This window comes from Ancylobacter sp. GW821-FHT10E12 (assembly GCF_058809335.1).
This window is the reverse complement of record NZ_JBXASN010000022.1, coordinates 59338-75631: the sequence shown is the minus strand read 5'-3', so window position 1 is coordinate 75631 and position 16294 is coordinate 59338. Positions and strand designations below refer to the sequence as shown.

Sequence of the window (16294 nt, the reverse complement as noted above, 5' to 3'; positions counted from 1 at the left end):
CGAGTCAAGGAACGCAAGGAATGAACACGACCGAACCGATCGACCTGATCCTGTTTGATGGACGGATCAAGACGATGGACGACCGACGTCCGTTTGCCGGAGCGGTCGCCATTTCGGGCAACAGGATCGTTGCGATCGGCAGCAATCACGAAGTGCTGGCACTGGCGCAGACGCCAACCCGCGTGATCGACGTCCGGGGCGGCACCGTGCTCCCCGGATTCAACGACGCCCATGTCCATATTTTCAGCGGCTCGGCGAGCCTGTCGCAGCTCTCTCTTCAAGGCGTTCAGGGCTTTGAGGACTTGCGATCCGCCATCGTCCGCCATGCCGCCCAGCATCCGGACACGGCTTCGATCATCGGCCGAAACTGCCTCTACACCGCGATATCGCCGACGGAACCCATCACCCGCCATCATCTGGACCGGATCGTCGATGACCGGCCGCTGCTTCTGCTGGCCTTCGACCTTCATACGGCGTGGGTGAACACCACTGCTCTCCGACACGCAGGCCTCCTTTACGGGCGCAAGCTTGCCGGCGGCAGCGAGATCGTCATCGGCGAGGACGGGCTGGCGACCGGCGAATTGCGCGAGCCGGATGCCATTTCCCTGGTCCAGAGCGTGTTCGAGGGTGGCGGAAGGGAAATGCTCGGCATCTCGACGGGAGGCGAGCCGGACAACGTCACGGAGGGCGAGCGGCGCTACGATATCGGTCTTCTGCGCCAGGGCCTCGCCTATTGCGCCAGTCTCGGCATCACGTCGATTCAGAACATGGACGGCAACCTCTACCAGCTCGAGCTTCTGGACGAAATCGAGCGGATGGAAGGTCTTCCGGTGCGTATCCGGATGCCGTTTCACATGAAGAGCTCGACGCCCCTGTCCGATCTGCACGAGAAGGCGGCGGCCTGGAACCGCCTCTACAATTCCGACAGGCTGCGCTGCGACTTCGTGAAGATGTTCATGGACGGCGTGACGGAAAGCGAGACCGCCTTTTTCCTCGACGACTACGCGCACCGGCCCGGCTGGAAGGGCGAAGCCCTCTTCTCGCAGGAGCAGTTCAACGACATCTGCGCGACGGCGTCACGGCTCAACCTCCAGGTGGCGAGCCATGCGGTCGGCGACGGAGCCGTTCGCCGCGTGCTGAACGGTTACCAGCACGCCGCCGACGTGACCGGCGCCCGCGACCTGCGCCATCGCGTGGAGCACATAGAAATCATCCACCCCGACGATATCGGCAGGTTCGGCAGGATCGGGGCGGTCGCCTCGATGCAGCCGATCCATGCGCCCTCGCGCGCGGAGGCCGCCGAGGAAACGGCGCCGCGTCTGGTCGGCCCTGCACGGCTGCCCTTTGCATTTGCCTGGCGGGCGCTCGCGGAGGCCGACACCCCCATGGTGCTCTCGACCGACTGGCCCGTGGCGCCGCTCGATCCGGTGCTCTCGGTCTCGGCGGCGATGACGCGCGAGCCTCTCACCGAGGACCTTCCCGACCAGCGACTTCCCCTTGACGATATCCTGCGCGGCTACACGCTGAATGCGGCCTGGGTCGAGTTCATGAGCGATCGCAAGGGCATGTTGCGGGAGGGCTATCTCGCCGACATCGTCGTCCTCGATGCCGACATCGATGTGGTCGCTCCGGAGGCCCTGTCCACTATTCGCGCTGCGCTGACCATATGCGACGGGCGGATCACCTTCGAGCGGGCGGACCGAGCCTGCGGCACGGCCATGGCGGACCTTCAGCATGTGTGAGGGGGCCATGTCTTCAATCGAGACCTCCGGCATCGCAGGCCACGTCCCTGAGGAGATCGCCGGCCAGTACGGCCACTACGGCACGATGTTCGCCCGGTTTCTGGGACCGGAGTCATTCAACTACGTCTTCCATTTCGTGGTGGACGGCCAGTTTCCCGACGATCCCGGCGCGGCGGATGGCTGGCTGATCACCGGTTCGCGGTACGGCGTCTATGAAGACCATCCATGGATGCGCCGGCTTGAAGAGTTCGTTCGCGCCATTCGCGACGCTAACAAGCCGCTTGCCGGCGTCTGCTTTGGCCATCAGCTGATTGCCAAGGCACTGGGCGGCACGGTCGAAAGATATGCGCCGGGCTGGTCGGCCGGCTCCTGCCACTATACGGGCCTCGGCGGGATGGATGGCCTGACCTTGCTTGCCTGGCACCAGGATCAGGTGATCGTGCCGCCAGGCGGCGCGCGGATCACCGTAACCAGTATATTCTGCGCCCACGCGGCGATTTCCTATGATGACTGGGCGATCAGCTTTCAGGCTCATCCCGAATTCAGCAGTTCATACTTTTCGGCGCTGGTGGAAGCCAGGCGGTCACTGGTCGGCGAACAGGTCGCGACCCGTGCATTGGCCGAAGCAGAAAACGTGTCGAGCCCGCAGGTCGCGAAACTCATCGCCGATCATTTCAAGCGCGCTCGGAATCGACAGGGAGTTCGACCGGCGCCCCGCGATCAGAATTCCCGCAGCGGACACACGATCATGCCAGCCTATCCCGATACGCTCCTTCATATCGGCGGCCGATGGCGCCAGGGGGCCGCGTCGGACCTCGATGTCGTCAACCCGGCGACGGGCGATGTGATCGGCCAGGTCGCACATGCCACTGCGGCGGAGCTCGACGACGCGCTGGCAGCCGCGAACGCCGACTTTGCAGTCTGGCGTCGGACCAGTCCGATGGAACGCGCCGACATCATGAGAAGGGCCGCGAACCTCCTGGCAGAGCGCGCCACGTCAATCGCGCCGCTGCTGACCATGGAACAGGGCAAGCCGCTGCAACAGGCGCACAATGAAATTTCCTCCGCCGTGGAAATCATCCCCTGGTTCGCGGAGGAAACGACACGCGCCTATGGGCGCTTGATCCCGGCGCGCGCGCCGGACGTGGCGCAGGACGTCGTCCGTGAACCGGTGGGGCCGGTGGCGGCGTTCACCCCGTGGAACTTCCCGATCAACCAGAGCGTCCTGAAACTTGCCGCGGCCCTCGCCGCGGGCTGCTCGATCATCATGAAGGGCCCGGAGGGGACGCCCGCAAGTTGCGCGGAGCTGGTCCGGGCCTTCGCCGATGCCGGCACGCCGGACGGCGTCGTCAATCTGGTCTATGGCGTTCCCTCCGTCATCTCCACCCATCTGATTTCCCACCCTGTGATCCGGAAAGTGTCCTTCACCGGCTCCACAGCCGTCGGCAGGACGCTGGCGCAGCTTGTCGGCCAGCATCTGAAGCGGATCACGTTGGAGCTTGGCGGGCATGCCCCGGCGCTGGTTTTCGACGATGCCGACGTGGACGAAGCCGCGCAGGTGCTCGCCCGGGCCAAATACTACAATGCCGGGCAGGTCTGCATCGCTCCCACGCGCCTGCTCGTCCATCGCGGCGTCTTCGATCGGTTCGTTGCAGCTTTCGAAGGCGAACTCAAAGCCATCAGGACCGGAAATGGACTGAATCCGGGCGTGACCATGGGCCCGCTCGCGAATGAGCGCCGCCTCGCCGCCATGCGGGCGTTCGTCGACGACGCGGCGGAGCATGGTGCGGAAATCCGCAGCGGCGGCCAGCGCATCGGCGGGCACGGCAACTTCTTCGCACCGACGATGGTGCTCGGCGCGCCCATCGACTGCCGGCTCCAGAGCGAGGAACCCTTCGGTCCCATCGCCCTGGTCAATCGCTTCAGCAACTATGCCGAGGCGGTCGCGGAGGCCAACCGCCTGCCCTACGGCCTTGCCGCCTACGCCTTCACGCGATCGGCCAAGACGATGAACGATCTCGCGCGGGATATGGAAGCGGGAATGCTTTCCATAAACCACCACGGCCTTGCCTTGCCGGAAACGCCCTTCGGAGGGGTCAAGGATTCCGGCTACGGCACGGAAGGCGGAAGCGAGGGTATCGACGCCTATCTGACCCCGAAATTCGTCAGCACGCGCTTCATCTGAAGCCCATGCAGCACATCGCCGATCCGGTGACGTTCGTCCGCGTGTCCTGTGGTGCCCTCGAAGTCATGAACCTGGTTTGACATCCGCCTATCCGATCAGCGGCCTGCTGGAGAGGTGAATGACGCCGAAACGGAGTTTTCAGCTTGTTCAATGCCAATTCTTCAGGAAGCTCCGTTTCGGACTTTGCGCCGTGGGATGATCCGAAGGCGAGACCGATCGTGGAATTCAGATCGGTTTCGAAAACCTATGGCAGCTTCACCGCCATAGCGGATTTTTCGCTCAAGATCTACGAGCGCGAATTCTTCGCCCTGCTCGGCCCTTCGGGCTGTGGCAAGACCACGATCATGCGGATGCTGGCCGGGTTTGAAACCCCGACATCCGGAGAAATCCTCCTGGAGGATCAGAACATCGTGCCGATCGAACCGCACAAGCGGCCGGTCAACATGATGTTCCAGTCCTACGCCCTGTTCTCCCACCTGACGGTCGAGGACAACATCGCCTTCGGCCTGCGCCGGATGGGAATGCCCAAGCCGCAGCTCGAAGAGACCGTTTCCGAAATGCTCAATCTGGTGCAGCTCGAGCCGTTGCGACGGCGCAAGCCGCACCAGATCTCGGGCGGACAGCGCCAGCGCGTCGCGCTCGCCCGCGCGCTGGCGCGTCGACCGAAAATCCTGCTGCTCGATGAACCGATGGCGGCGCTGGACAAGAAGCTGCGGCGGGAAACCCAGCTCGAACTGATGGACATCCAGTATCGGCTCGGGGCGACCTTCGTGATCGTCACCCATGACCAGGAAGAAGCCATGACGGTCGCGAGCAGAATCGCCGTCATGGATCACGGCGAGCTCGTGCAGGTGGCGCCGCCGCTTCAGCTTTACGAAAGCCCGGCGAGCCGGCACGTGGCCGAGTTCGTCGGCGAGACCAACCTTTTCGAAGGCACCCTGCAGGTGGATGCGGACGGAGGGCGTCATTTCGTTCCGGTTGGCGTGAATGCGAGATTTTCCGTCGCGGCGCCGAAACCGGCTCAGGAGGGAACGGCGCGCTACCTCAACATCCGTCCGGAAAAAATGGACGTGACCCTTCGCGCGCCCGACGACGGCTCGAATACCATCGCCGGCAAGATCGTCGACATCGCCTATCTCGGCAACATCTCCACCTATTATGTCGATGTCGGACTGAAGAAGCCGCTGATGGTTCAGATGACGAACAATCAGAGATCGCTGAACTCCCGTTTTTCCTATGACGATAACGTCTGGGTGTCCTGGTATCCCGACGATGGGCTGCTGCTCGACCGTTGAGCGTGGGGAAGATCAAATGCTCGCTGTTCGGAAATGGTTGCTGATACTACCGCCCTTCATCTGGCTGCTGGCGTTTTTCGGCGTGCCGTTCGCCTTCGTCGCGAAAATCGCCCTGTCCCAGAGCACGCTCGCGATGCCCCCCTATCTGCCGGTGTTCAATCCCGCGGAGGGGTGGGACGGGTTGATAAAGCTCATCAGCCAGTTCCATTTCACCAATTTCCAGACGGTGTTCGCCGATGACATCTATGTCGTCGCCTATTTGAACAGCATCGGAATCGCCTTCGTCGCGACGATCCTGTGCTTGCTGCTCGGCTACCCCATTGCCTATGCGATCGCCTCCGCTCCGCAGGCCTGGAAGCCGGCGCTCATCATGGCGATCAACCTGCCGTTCTGGACCTCGTTCCTCATCCGTATCTACGCGTGGATCGTCCTTCTGTCGAAGGAAGGCGTCATCAATCACCTTCTGATATCGCTGGGTGTGATCAGCGCGCCCATTCCGCTTCTCAACACCAACCTCGCCGTCTACATCGGCATGGTCTATGCTTATTTGCCGCTGATGATATTTCCGATCTACGCGACGCTCGAGAAACTGGACACCAGTATCTACGAGGCGGCACGGGATCTCGGTTGCAGCCGCATCGGCGCTTTCTTCCGCGTAACCCTGCCTTTGTCCCTGCCGGGCGTCCTAGGAGGCTGCTTCCTCGTCTTCATCCCGATGACCGGGGAATTCGTCATTCCCAGCCTGCTTGGAAACATGGGAGTGCCGATGATCGGCCGGGTTCTCTGGGACGAATTCTTTATCAACAGCGACTGGCCGCTGGCCTCTGCCATATCCGTGCTGCTGCTGGCGCTGCTGGTGGTCCCGATCATTCTCTATCAGTTCAATCGCCAGCGTCGAGAGGAGCGGTAGACATGAACCGCACGCTTTCTTGGTTCGGCTATGCCTCGCTGGCCGCGGGAGTTGCCTTCCTCTATATCCCGATCTGCGTGGTGATCTTCTACTCGTTCAACGATTCCGAGTTCATCACCCTGTGGACCGGCTTCTCGTTCCGGTGGTATATTTCCCTGTACCACAATACGGCCTACTGGACCGCAGGGTGGGTGACGCTCAAGATCGCGCTCGCCTCCTCCATCATCGCCACCCTGCTCGGCGTCATGGCGGCCTGCGCCCTCAGCCGCCTGCGGCGATTTCCCGGACGCAGCCTGTTCGCCGGGCTCGCCGTCGCGCCCATGGTCTTGCCGGAGGTGATCAGCGGGCTGTCGCTCCTGCTGCTGTTCGTGGCGCTCGGCATCGACCGGGGCTTTCTCACGGTGATCATCGCCCACGCCACGATGTCGATGTGCTTCGTGTGCGTCGTCGTCTCTGCCCGGCTCTCGCAATTCGATCTGACGATCGAGGAAGCGGCCCGCGACCTCGGCGCCGCACCGCTGCAGGCGTTCTTTCTGGCGACCTTGCCGGTCATCATGCCCGCGGTCGTTTCCGGCTTCATTCTCGCCTTTTCGATCTCTCTCGACTCTCTGGTCCTATCCTCCTTCACGACCGGCCCTGGCACCACGACGTTGCCCTTGCGCATCTATTCCGAGGTCAAGCGGGGTATTCGACCGGAAATCAACGCCTTGTCGACGCTTATCGTCATCGTGGTGACCGTCGCCGTCATTGTGGTGTCACTCCGGACCAAGTTGCAACGTCGGCGGCATGAGCAGGCGGCCGCCTGATCGGCCGTCGCGGCACTCGACCCCCGCGTGGCCACGCGGGGTCCCGGTCAGGTTCCGCTGGAGCTCAGGCGTTCGAAGAGAAAGCGCTCCAGATCGCGGACCCGACGGCGGCGCGACTCTTCGACAGGGAGGATCATCAGATATTGAGCAGGGGCATCCATTTCCACGTCGGAGACGCGCACGAGCTGGCCGCTCGCGAGCTCATCGGCAGCCGTCATCGCATCCGCGATGGCGAACCCGCAGCCCAATGCCGCCAGCTCGAACGCAATGAGCGGGTGAGGAACCCTCAGGAACGCCGGTTCCGCATCACTCGTGAGGCCGGCCGCTGTAATCAGCCTGCGCCAGTCCGACCCGTCGTCGTAGTGGATCAACGGGTGCTTGAGCATGTCGTTCGGCACCCGGATCGCCGGGGAGAGGTTGAGACGTCGCGGGCTGCATACCGCGAAGAAGCACAGCGACGCATCCGTCATGAGCGGCTTGCGCTCGCCGGGAATGTCGACCTCTCCAAAGGAGATGACGATGTCGGTCCCCTCCGGGGGCGGCATCTGGGTGACGATGGACAAGCTCAGTTCGCGATTCTGATCGAGATATTCCGCGAGGAGCGGCAGCACCCGCTTGGAAAGCAGCAGCGGTGCGCATGCGATGCGCAGCTCTCCCCGCATGGGGCCGGCGCCAAGTACGGTCAGCCGGTCGGCAATGCCGTCGAAGGCCTGCTTCAACGCCGGCAAAAGAAGGCGTCCGGCCTCGGTCAGCTGAAGCGGCCGGCTCGCCCGGTCGAAGAGCGTCATTCCTAGTTGCTCTTCGAGCGCCCGGACCTGATGGGACACGGCGCTGGTCGTCACCGCCAGTTCATCGGCGGCGCGGGCCAGCCCACCAAGTCTTGCGGCAGCTTCGAACGCGGCCAGGGCGCCGAGATTCGGCAACCTCCTGGCACTTCCGCGGGGCGCTCGCAGACTTGTTGGACGCTTCACGGATGGACGCTCCTACGTTGAACTATTCTCTACTTAAGTCACAAAATGATCCATTGCATCCAAAATTCCAATACACTCAGATCTTTTTCGACCAGCTGCGCGAAAGTTGCGGTTCATAGCGAGTGGGAGCGCAGCGCAGGTTATGGGGGCTGGTCAAGCGTCAATTTCAGCCGAAAGCCATCAAATCGATCGGTGACCTCCGATAAATGGAAAGGTGAGTATCGCGATGCCCGAAAACAATCCGATAACTGAAGCTCAGCTTGAGATACTCAAGAATCAGATGCAAAAAGACGATGACTTCGTTCCTCGTCAAATTGCCTTTACGGAGGATGAATACAAAGCGCGGCTGAAGAAGCTTCGTGAGGCGATGAAGGGCAACGAGATCGACGTGATGCTGTTGTCCTCGCCTGAGTCGCAGTGTTGGCTGCATGGCTATCAGGCGCGATGGTACCGCGCCGGCTCAACCACGGAATGGCCGCCGTGTAATTTTACGGCAGTCCATGTGGAGAATGATTCTGAAATCAGAATTTCCGTACGCAATCCCCATGCAGGAGATCTAAGGAGTCAACATTACACAATATATGGGAACAAGATAGACGGAAATGGCAAAAATATTGATCGATTAAGTGAAGATAATTTAAAAAAACTGGAGAATCTTAAAGAGCTTCAAGCGTTTAAAGATATAGAACCGATACTAGAATCCGTAGACATAGCGATATCAGACGGTTTTATTGTCTTCGACTCCTCAGACCACAAAGACCTTATACAGTTCACATCGATCGCCAAGGGATTTTGTCACTTCGACGATCCGGAAGATCCGGACAACGCCGACGCATCACTCAACGGCGTACATGGGTTCCTGCTGAGTGAACTCAAGAAGCAGGGCTGGCTGCCCGAAGTGGCGGACGAAGGAAAAAGAGCAAAAATCGGGATCGAGGCGTGGTCGCCTCGGCAGAACGCAGCAACGACGGCTCATCTATCGAAGGCGTTGACTGTCGAAGACAAGAGCGTCAAATCCGTAAGCGATGCTTCGCGCATGCTGCGCGAGTTACAATCCATCAAGACCGGGCCCGAAATAAAAATCATGAAGGAGGCCGGACGAATTCTCGATGATGCGTTTTTGCGCTTGCAAAGTGGAAATCTGAATATCTCTCCCGCAAACGTAAAACCTGGTTCGGAAGATCGTCAAAGAACGATGCGTCTTCATGGAGGGATGACGGAAATCCAGGTGTGGGCGGAGATAGAGTGGGCTATGGCTCAGGCGGGGGGTGAAACAGCCGCGCTGCACAATACGGTGTCGCGGACGCGGAGTTATTGCCATGCTCTGTCGAGCACCCGCCCGATTGGGGAAGGGCCGCTCCTCCTTGATCCGTGTGCGGTCAAACACCGCTATCACGTCAATACGGCCCGGCAGTTTTATCTAGGGAAGAGTGTGCCTGACGAACTCAAGGCGGCGAGTAAAATCGCAGCTGAGGCGTTTGACGTTCTGAATAATCTCGTCAAGGGACACCGACCCTTCAAGGATCACAAGGATGAATCGCGTGATGGCTTGAGGGCGTCAGATATAAGCAAGGTGCTCCGGAAGCACTATGAGGATGCAAATATATGGAAACTCCGGGATTGGCTCGGCGGATATCAGCTTGGGATTGCGTTCACGCCTGATTGGGTGGGCGAATTCAACTGGAACGTTGGCCCTGCGGAAGACAAGAAGATCATCGCCGGCCTGGTCACCAATTTCGAGAGCTTCGTCGGAGGTGCCGGCTTTATCGATTCTATCGTCTTCACCAATGAGGGCATCACGTCCCTATCCAGTCGTCCTCGCGAAATCCAACTGATTGATAATCCGGTGCCGGACTGGTGGGAGCCGAATAAGTCCTGACATTCATTCGCCCTGCGCCTGCGGGCTATGTCCTCGGGCTAATCGACATGGCCGACGCAGTTGTTCTAGTGACGACTGCGTCGGGCTGCGCATGCAGATAACGTCCAGAAGCGATCTGGGGTCTCTTCTCCTTCGGTTTTGGGCCGATGATCGACGGCTTTTCCAGGACCCGGGACTCCGAACGCTGGGTAGTCCGATCGTCGACCACGCCCCGCGACTGGAGGCGGGGCGATGAGTGAAAGTCTCCAATGTGAGGCCGAACCTTCAAGCTGAATTCAACCCGCGGTCGTGCCGGTACCTAAGTCGGGCAAGTGAAATAATTCTCATCTTATATGGTGACATTCTCGGTTGTTATTCAAGGAGAATTGCACACAGATAATCTCGTTTCTCAGATTGGTCGGTCGGTATGCCAGAGCCGTCAAACTGCCCTGCAATCCTGTCGCTTCGGGACGTCGAAGTGCACTACGGAGCTGCACAGGCCCTTGCCGGCGTGAGCCTGGACGCGGACCGCGGCGAGTTCCTCTCGTTTCTCGGGCCATCGGGATCGGGGAAGACAACGACGCTGAACGTCATTGCCGGCTTTGTGTCGCCCTCGCGCGGCGCGATCCTTCATGAAGCCCGTGACATCACCGCCAAGCCCGCGGAGGCGCGCGGTTTCGGCGTGGTGTTTCAAGGTTATGCGCTGTTCCCGCATCTGAGCGCGCTCGACAATGTGGCCTATCCGCTCTGGGTTCGCGGCGTGCCCCGTCGCGAGCGCCGGGCGCAGGCCACGCGGATGCTCGAGCGGCTGGGCCTGGGTGCCCTGGCGGAGCGACGCCCGGCGGAACTTTCAGGCGGCCAGCAGCAGCGGGTGGCGATGGCTCGGGCCCTCGTCTTCGAGCCGCCGATCCTGCTGCTCGATGAGCCGCTTTCGGCGCTGGACCGTGATCTCCGCAGACGGCTGCAGGCCGAGCTGCGGGCACTCCATCGTAATGCCGGCCGGACCTTCATTCTCGTCACCCACGATCAGGAGGAGGCCATGACCCTCTCCGATCGCATTGCGGTGTTCCGCGCCGGGCGGTTGATCCAGACCGGCACGCCGCAGCAGCTGTACCGCCGGCCGGTTTCGCGTTTCGTCGCCGAGTTCGTCGGCGAGGCGAACCTCCTGCCGGCGGCGGCGCTCGGGTCGCACGGCGCAGACGGTCTGCTGTTGCTGCGGCCCGAAGATCTTCGGATCGGCCGGACCGGCAAGGACCGTTGGCATGCCGCGCTCGAGGACCTCGTGTTCGCGGGAGACTGCTGGCGCGCCACCCTGCGCGACGATGCGGGGCGTGGCTGGATCGCCAGGCTGTCCGAGGCGGAAAAGGCGGCGCTCTCTCCCCTGCCGGGCGAGCGCCTGCACATCGGCTGGCAGGATCAAGAAGCCTGGGTCGTCTCCGACGATGTCCAGGCCTAGGCGAGAGGGGATCGAGGCATGAGGACGAAGACAGGGCTGACGCGGCGGGACGCGCTCGTCGGATTTGGCGCTTTGGGGCTTGCCGCCGGGCTTGGTCGACCGGCTGGGGCAAAGCCGAGCGACCTGGTCATGGCCAATTGGGGCGGCGACGCGATCAAGGCCTATGAGGCCGCCTATGCGGAGCCCATGAAGGCGGCCACCGGGCTGTCGCTGCGGATCGACGGCAGCGGGCCGCTCGAAGGAACCATCAAGACGCAAGTGGAGAGCGGCGCGCCGCTATGGGATCTGGCCGATGTGGAGGCCTATTCCGCCATCAGGCTGGGGCGCCAGGGCCTCCTGGAGAAGATTGGCGACGTCGTCCCCCCGGCGGCCGCGACGTCCGGAATGACCGACGCTCACGCGGTGCCGTATTCTACCTTCAGCTACGTCATCGCTTATGACGCCAAGCGCTTCGGCAATGATCCGCCGCGCAGCTGGGCCGATGTCTGGAACGTGAAGAAATATCCGGGCAAGCGTTCCTTCTACAAGTGGATGAGCGCCAACCTCGAATGCGCGCTGCTGGCCGACGGAGTGCCGCCCGACCAGCTCTATCCCCTCGACGTCGATCGGGCGCTGCGCAAGTTCGAGGAGCTGAAGCCGCACATCCTGGCCAATTGGGGCTCGGGAGCGGAGAGCCAGCAGCTCCTGCGCGATGGCGAGGTGACGATCGGGCATGTGTGGCACTCCCGCGCGATCCTTCTCAAGGCCGATACAGGCGGCGCCATAGACTGGACGTTCGACCAAGGCATTCTCGACTACGGAACCTGGGCTGTGCCACGCGGCAACCCCGCGGGCCTCGACGCGGCGCGGCGCGCGCTCGTGGTGACGCAGGATCCGGCCGTGCAGGCGCGGATCATGGAGCTCTATAATTACGGTCCAACGAATCCGGCGGCGAATGCTCTGATACCCGCGGCGCTGCGCGGCCAGAACCCTTCCGACCCGGCCAACCTGACCCGCCAGGTCGTCAAGAACAACGCCTGGTACGCCGATAATTACGACGGGGCGCTCAAACGCTGGCTGGCGCTGTTCGGGTGAAGAAGCCAATGGTGCACCGGGGTCATCTGGCCGTGTCGGGGCTTCTGCTGCCGCTTCCGGCTCTCGCAACGTTCGCCTACCTGGTGCCGTTTCTCGGCCTCGCGGCATGGAGTCTGCGGGGTCCAGGAGGGCTCTCGTTCGATGCGTATCGGGACCTCTTCGGCGACCCGGTCTTTGGGCTGGTGCTCGGCCGCACCATCCGCGTGGCGGCGCTGACGACACTGATCAGCGTCGCCGTGGGCGCACTCCTGGCCTATATCTGGGCCTTCGCGACGCCTCGGACCCGGCTCGTCGTCGAGATCACGGTGCTCGTGCCGTTCTGGATCTCGGTGCTGGTCCGCGCCTTCGCCTGGCTCGTGCTGCTCGGTCGGGACGGTCCGGTGAACGACCTCATCGTTGCTCTCGGTCTCGCCGAAGCGCCGCTCGTGCTCGTCCGTAACGAGTTCGCAGTGGTGATCGGCATGGTCCACTACATGATCCCCTATGCGGTGTTTCCAATTCTTGCGGCCATGCGGGCGGTCGATCCGCGTCTAATGCAGGCGGCGCAGAGTCTGGGCGCGGGTCAGGGCCGGAGATTCTGGAGCGTCCTCATGCCTCTGGCATTTCCCGGAATCACCGCCGCGGCCGTCATCGTCTTCGTCTTCTCGCTGGGTTTCTTCGTGACGCCGGCAATCCTCGGTGGCGGGCGCGTGATGTTGATCGCCGAGTTCATCTATATCCAGATCTTCCAGCTCGCGGACTGGTCGAAGGGGACGGCCGCCACCATCCTGCTGATGCTGGCGGTGGGCCTCCTATTCGGCGGGCTGGCGTTCGGACAGCGGCTGGCGGGGAGACGCTGATGCGCTCCGGCCTGTCGCCTCGCTGGCCCACCGTGGCCGCCGCAATGGTCGTGCTCGCCTTCTTGGTCGCGCCTATCCTCGTGGTTTTCCCGGTCTCCTTCACTCCGGAGCGATACCTTTCCTTCCCGCAGGGCAGCTGGTCGCTGCGCCACTACCGGGACGTCCTAGGCGGCGGCCCATGGCTCGATGCGATCGGCACGAGCTTGATCGTGGCGTTCGCGTCGGCATCGCTGGCCACGGCGCTTGCCGCGGCGCTCATGATCGGGCTCTGGCTCAGGCGCACGCCGTTCAAAGCCGTGCTGCTGGGATTGACCGCACTGCCCTTGGTGGCCCCCCAGATCGTCTCGGGAGTCGTGCTCTACGTCGCGGAGGCACGGCTTGGACTGGTGGCCAGCTACGCCGGCCTCATTCTCGCGCACACGGTGCTGGCGGCGCCTTACGCGGTCATTGCCGTAGGCGTCGGGACGGCGCGGCTTGATCCGGCGCTCGCCCGCGCGGCACAGAGCCTCGGGGCCGGCGTCTGGCGGATCGGCCTGACTGTCGCGGCGCCCAATCTGCGCCTGCCGATCGCCGTCGCCTTCGGGACGGCATTCGCCGTCTCCTGGGAGGAAACCGTGGTGACGCTGCTCATTTCCGGAGCGGACATCGCCACGCTGCCCAAGCGTGTCTGGGAAGGGCTCCGCTTCAACGTCGACCCGGCGATCGCGGCGCTCAGCGTGCTGATGATCGCCTTCACCACCATCCTCGTCCTCTGTGCCCGTGTGCGTGCGCTGCGGGTGCGAGCCCGTCCTCATGGAGAATCGTGATGCAGACCGCCTTCCCGCGCTCCACCTATCGCCGTCGTGTCGAAGCCGTGCTGGCGCGCATGGAAGAGGCGGGGCTCGACGCGCTCGTCACCACGGCGCCGGACAACGTCAATTATCTCTGCGGCTATGACGCGATCGGCTATCTCTGGTTCCACGCCTTGATCCTGTCGCCGCGCCTGCCGGAGCCGGTCTTCGTCATCCGTCACATCGAGATGACCGCGGTCGAGGAACTGTCGGCTGCCCCGACCACTCGGTACTACGACATTTCAAAGGAGGAGCCCGCCGCAGCCGTCGCGGATGTGCTGAACGGCGCGGGCCTGTCCGGTGCGCGGATAGGGCTGGAGACACAGTCCACCTGGATGAGTCCGGCACAGTATTTGGCCTTGCGGGAAGCTCTCCCGAATGGCCGCTTTATCGATGCGTCGACGCTGGTGGCGGAGGAGCGGCTGATCAAGACTCCCGAGGAGGTGGATTGCCAGCGGAAGGCCGCCCAGATGGCGGACCGGGCCATGCGGGTCGCGCTGGGCGCTCTGCGGCCGGGGCTGACGGAAACGGAGCTCACCGGCCTCATCCAGCTGGAGCTCGGCCGGATGGGAAGCGAGTATCCGGCGATTCCGCCGCTGGTGGTCTACGGACGGCGGACCAGCATGGTCCACGCCATGGCCAATCGCGTGCCGCTTGCCCAAGGCGATCTCGTGATGCTGGAGGTTGCCGGCTGCTACAATCGCTACCACGCGGTCACCATGCGCACCGCTGTGCTGGGCGAGCCGCCATCGCGGGTGCTCGCGACCGCGGATGCGTTGTCGCAAGCCTTCACGGCCGCGGTGGAGGCCGTGCGGCCCGGAGCACCAGTGGGCGCGCCGGATGCCGCCTGCAACGCGGCATTGGCACCTTACGACCTCGTTCAGCGCCGGGCACACCGCATCGGCTACAGCCTCGGCATCGCCTATCCGCCGACCTGGCTCGAGGCGATGATCCTGGACGCCGGCGACCCGCATCTTTTCGCACCGAACATGAGCTTCACCATGGAACCCAATCTTGTGTTCGACACGGAAGGATGGGGGCTGAAGCTCGGCGACACGGTGCTCTGCACCGAGGGCGGCGCCGAACGGCTGTCGAGCCTGCCGACTGGGCTGACGGTGATCGAATGAAACCCGCGGCCGGACAGGACGGCGCAGCTGCGTGCCACGAGCCGCGCCTCGACGTTTTCTGGAGCGAGGCAGCGCTCCTGCACGACACCGGTTCGGGTGTTTTCGAAGCTCCCGCGAGCCCTCTTCTCGCGGAGCAAACCCCTCATCCGGAAAGCATCCTGCGCCTGAGAAACATGCGCGCGCTGCTAGAGAGGGGTCCCGTCGCGCCATACCTGGCGTGGCACGATGCCTCTGCCGCGGCGCAGGAGCGGGTCGCTCTGTTCCACCCGGTGCGCTACCTGGATCGCCTGCGCGACGCGGCGATGCGGTTGGAGCGCCTGACCGCCACCACGCCGCTGACCCCGACCTCCTATGATGCGGCCCTGGGAGCCGCGGGGGCTGCGCTCGCGGCGCTGGATGCCATCCTCGGCGGCTCCAGCCGACCGGGCTTTGCCCTGGTGCGCCCCCCGGGGCACCATGCCGGCCGGGAAACCGCAGACGGCTACTGCCTCATCAATCACGTCGCCGTCGTCGCCGAGAACGCCCACGCGGCCGGCATGCGCCGCGTTGCGGTCATAGACTGGGACGCCCACCACGGAAACGGCACGCAAGCCGGCTTCTACGATCGCAACGATGTGCTCACCGTGTCGCTGCACATGGACCATGGCGCCTGGGGACCCAGCCATCCCGAGACGGGTGCAATCGAAGAGCGGGGAACCGGCGCGGGGCACGGCTTCAACCTGAACCTGCCGCTGCCGATGGGCTCGGGCGACGAGACCTATCGGCGTGCCTTCGACGACATCGTCGTACCTGCGATACGGCAGTTCGCACCGGATCTGATTGTCATTGCCTCGGGCGTGGACGCCGGACAGTTCGATCCCGGCGGACGAATGCTCGTCACGGCGGCCGGCTTCCATCGCCTGGCGGCGAGCGCGCTGAGCCTCGCGCAAGAGGTCTGCCACGGACGCATCCTTGCCGTCCAGGAGGGCGGCTACAACCCCGCCCACGCAGCGTTCTGCGTCCACGCAGTCGCCGAGGGTCTTGCCGGACTGCCGATGTCGCTGAACGACCCGCTTGCCTACATGCCGGATGACTCAGACCGGGCGGAAGCGGCTCTCCAACCGTTGCACCGGCGTCTTGAAGACGGCGGCGCCCTGGTTCCCGGGCGTGTTGCTCCGGAAAAGTCGGCATGACCGGCCGAATGTCGGCCCTGTCTGCCTGA

Annotated in this window: 13 protein-coding genes and 1 pseudogene; 13 read left to right on the top strand and 1 reads right to left on the bottom strand. The window is 63.2% G+C overall.

Annotation, left to right across the window (positions count from 1 at the left end):
• The first annotated feature begins 20 nt into the window (after positions 1–20).
• From AC1RU4_RS23635 to AC1RU4_RS23610, 6 genes and pseudogenes are all read left to right on the top strand, one after another.
• On the top strand, positions 21–1742 hold the full coding sequence (locus AC1RU4_RS23635; RefSeq protein ID WP_492893840.1) for an amidohydrolase: 1722 nt from the start codon (positions 21–23) through the stop codon (positions 1740–1742).
• Positions 1735–2286, top strand: a pseudogene (locus tag AC1RU4_RS23630) (type 1 glutamine amidotransferase); the annotation flags it as partial. The gene AC1RU4_RS23635 and the pseudogene AC1RU4_RS23630, both read left to right, overlap by 8 nt.
• Positions 2287–2490: 204 nt before the next feature.
• Positions 2491–3927 (top strand): NAD-dependent succinate-semialdehyde dehydrogenase, encoded by a 1437-nt coding sequence (locus tag AC1RU4_RS23625; RefSeq protein ID WP_492893862.1) that lies wholly within the window; start codon positions 2491–2493, stop codon positions 3925–3927.
• Positions 3928–4070: 143 nt separating this feature from the next.
• Positions 4071–5222, top strand: a complete 1152-nt coding sequence (locus AC1RU4_RS23620; RefSeq protein WP_492893838.1) for an ABC transporter ATP-binding protein — start codon at positions 4071–4073, stop codon at positions 5220–5222.
• The gene (locus AC1RU4_RS23615) at positions 5200–6132 is read left to right on the top strand and encodes an ABC transporter permease (RefSeq protein ID WP_492893836.1); all 933 of its coding nucleotides are present in this window, start codon (positions 5200–5202) and stop codon (positions 6130–6132) included. Before AC1RU4_RS23620 ends, AC1RU4_RS23615 begins: the two co-directional genes overlap by 23 nt.
• 2 nt (positions 6133–6134) lie before the next feature.
• Positions 6135–6938, top strand: a complete 804-nt coding sequence (locus AC1RU4_RS23610; protein WP_492893834.1) for an ABC transporter permease — start codon at positions 6135–6137, stop codon at positions 6936–6938.
• Positions 6939–6985: 47 nt separating this feature from the next.
• On the opposite strand, the gene AC1RU4_RS23605 is transcribed toward AC1RU4_RS23610, so the two are convergent.
• On the bottom strand, positions 6986–7861 hold the full coding sequence (locus tag AC1RU4_RS23605; protein WP_492893832.1) for a LysR substrate-binding domain-containing protein: 876 nt from the start codon (positions 7859–7861) through the stop codon (positions 6986–6988).
• Between the two features lie 274 nt (positions 7862–8135).
• Between AC1RU4_RS23605 and AC1RU4_RS23600 the strand changes: the two genes are divergently transcribed.
• The 7 genes from AC1RU4_RS23600 (at position 8136) to AC1RU4_RS23570 (ending at position 16265) form a co-directional block, all read left to right on the top strand.
• A complete protein-coding gene (locus AC1RU4_RS23600; protein ID WP_492893830.1) occupies positions 8136–9788 on the top strand; it encodes a M24 family metallopeptidase in 1653 nt (550 codons plus the stop codon).
• A gap of 490 nt (positions 9789–10278) precedes the next feature.
• On the top strand, positions 10279–11223 hold the full coding sequence (locus tag AC1RU4_RS23595; protein WP_492893828.1) for an ABC transporter ATP-binding protein: 945 nt from the start codon (positions 10279–10281) through the stop codon (positions 11221–11223).
• Positions 11224–11295: 72 nt separating this feature from the next.
• Positions 11296–12297, top strand: coding sequence for an ABC transporter substrate-binding protein (locus AC1RU4_RS23590; RefSeq protein ID WP_492893826.1), 1002 nt, complete (start codon positions 11296–11298; stop codon positions 12295–12297).
• 8 nt (positions 12298–12305) lie between these two features.
• Positions 12306–13136, top strand: a complete 831-nt coding sequence (locus AC1RU4_RS23585; protein ID WP_492893824.1) for an ABC transporter permease — start codon at positions 12306–12308, stop codon at positions 13134–13136.
• Entirely contained in the window at positions 13136–13942 is an 807-nt protein-coding gene (locus tag AC1RU4_RS23580) for an ABC transporter permease (RefSeq protein ID WP_492893822.1), read from the top strand. The genes AC1RU4_RS23585 and AC1RU4_RS23580 overlap by 1 nt, the downstream gene beginning before the upstream one ends.
• Positions 13942–15093 (top strand): M24 family metallopeptidase, encoded by a 1152-nt coding sequence (locus AC1RU4_RS23575; RefSeq protein ID WP_492893820.1) that lies wholly within the window; start codon positions 13942–13944, stop codon positions 15091–15093. Before AC1RU4_RS23580 ends, AC1RU4_RS23575 begins: the two co-directional genes overlap by 1 nt.
• On the top strand, positions 15090–16265 hold the full coding sequence (locus AC1RU4_RS23570; protein WP_492893818.1) for an arginase family protein: 1176 nt from the start codon (positions 15090–15092) through the stop codon (positions 16263–16265). Before AC1RU4_RS23575 ends, AC1RU4_RS23570 begins: the two co-directional genes overlap by 4 nt.
• Positions 16266–16294: the final 29 nt, after the last annotated feature.

What these genes read in the sequence shown, in the direction of transcription:
- AC1RU4_RS23635 (WP_492893840.1), top strand. Translation starts at nt 21, where the DNA reads ATGAACACGACCGAACCGATCGACCTGATCCTGTTTGATGGACGGATC.
- AC1RU4_RS23625 (WP_492893862.1), top strand. Translation starts at nt 2,491, where the DNA reads ATGCCAGCCTATCCCGATACGCTCCTTCATATCGGCGGCCGATGGCGC.
- AC1RU4_RS23615 (WP_492893836.1), top strand. Translation starts at nt 5,200, where the DNA reads ATGGGCTGCTGCTCGACCGTTGAGCGTGGGGAAGATCAAATGCTCGCT.
- AC1RU4_RS23610 (WP_492893834.1), top strand. Translation starts at nt 6,135, where the DNA reads ATGAACCGCACGCTTTCTTGGTTCGGCTATGCCTCGCTGGCCGCGGGA.
- AC1RU4_RS23600 (WP_492893830.1), top strand. Translation starts at nt 8,136, where the DNA reads ATGCCCGAAAACAATCCGATAACTGAAGCTCAGCTTGAGATACTCAAG.
- AC1RU4_RS23585 (WP_492893824.1), top strand. Translation starts at nt 12,306, where the DNA reads ATGGTGCACCGGGGTCATCTGGCCGTGTCGGGGCTTCTGCTGCCGCTT.
- AC1RU4_RS23580 (WP_492893822.1), top strand. Translation starts at nt 13,136, where the DNA reads ATGCGCTCCGGCCTGTCGCCTCGCTGGCCCACCGTGGCCGCCGCAATG.
- AC1RU4_RS23575 (WP_492893820.1), top strand. Translation starts at nt 13,942, where the DNA reads ATGCAGACCGCCTTCCCGCGCTCCACCTATCGCCGTCGTGTCGAAGCC.
- AC1RU4_RS23570 (WP_492893818.1), top strand. Translation starts at nt 15,090, where the DNA reads ATGAAACCCGCGGCCGGACAGGACGGCGCAGCTGCGTGCCACGAGCCG.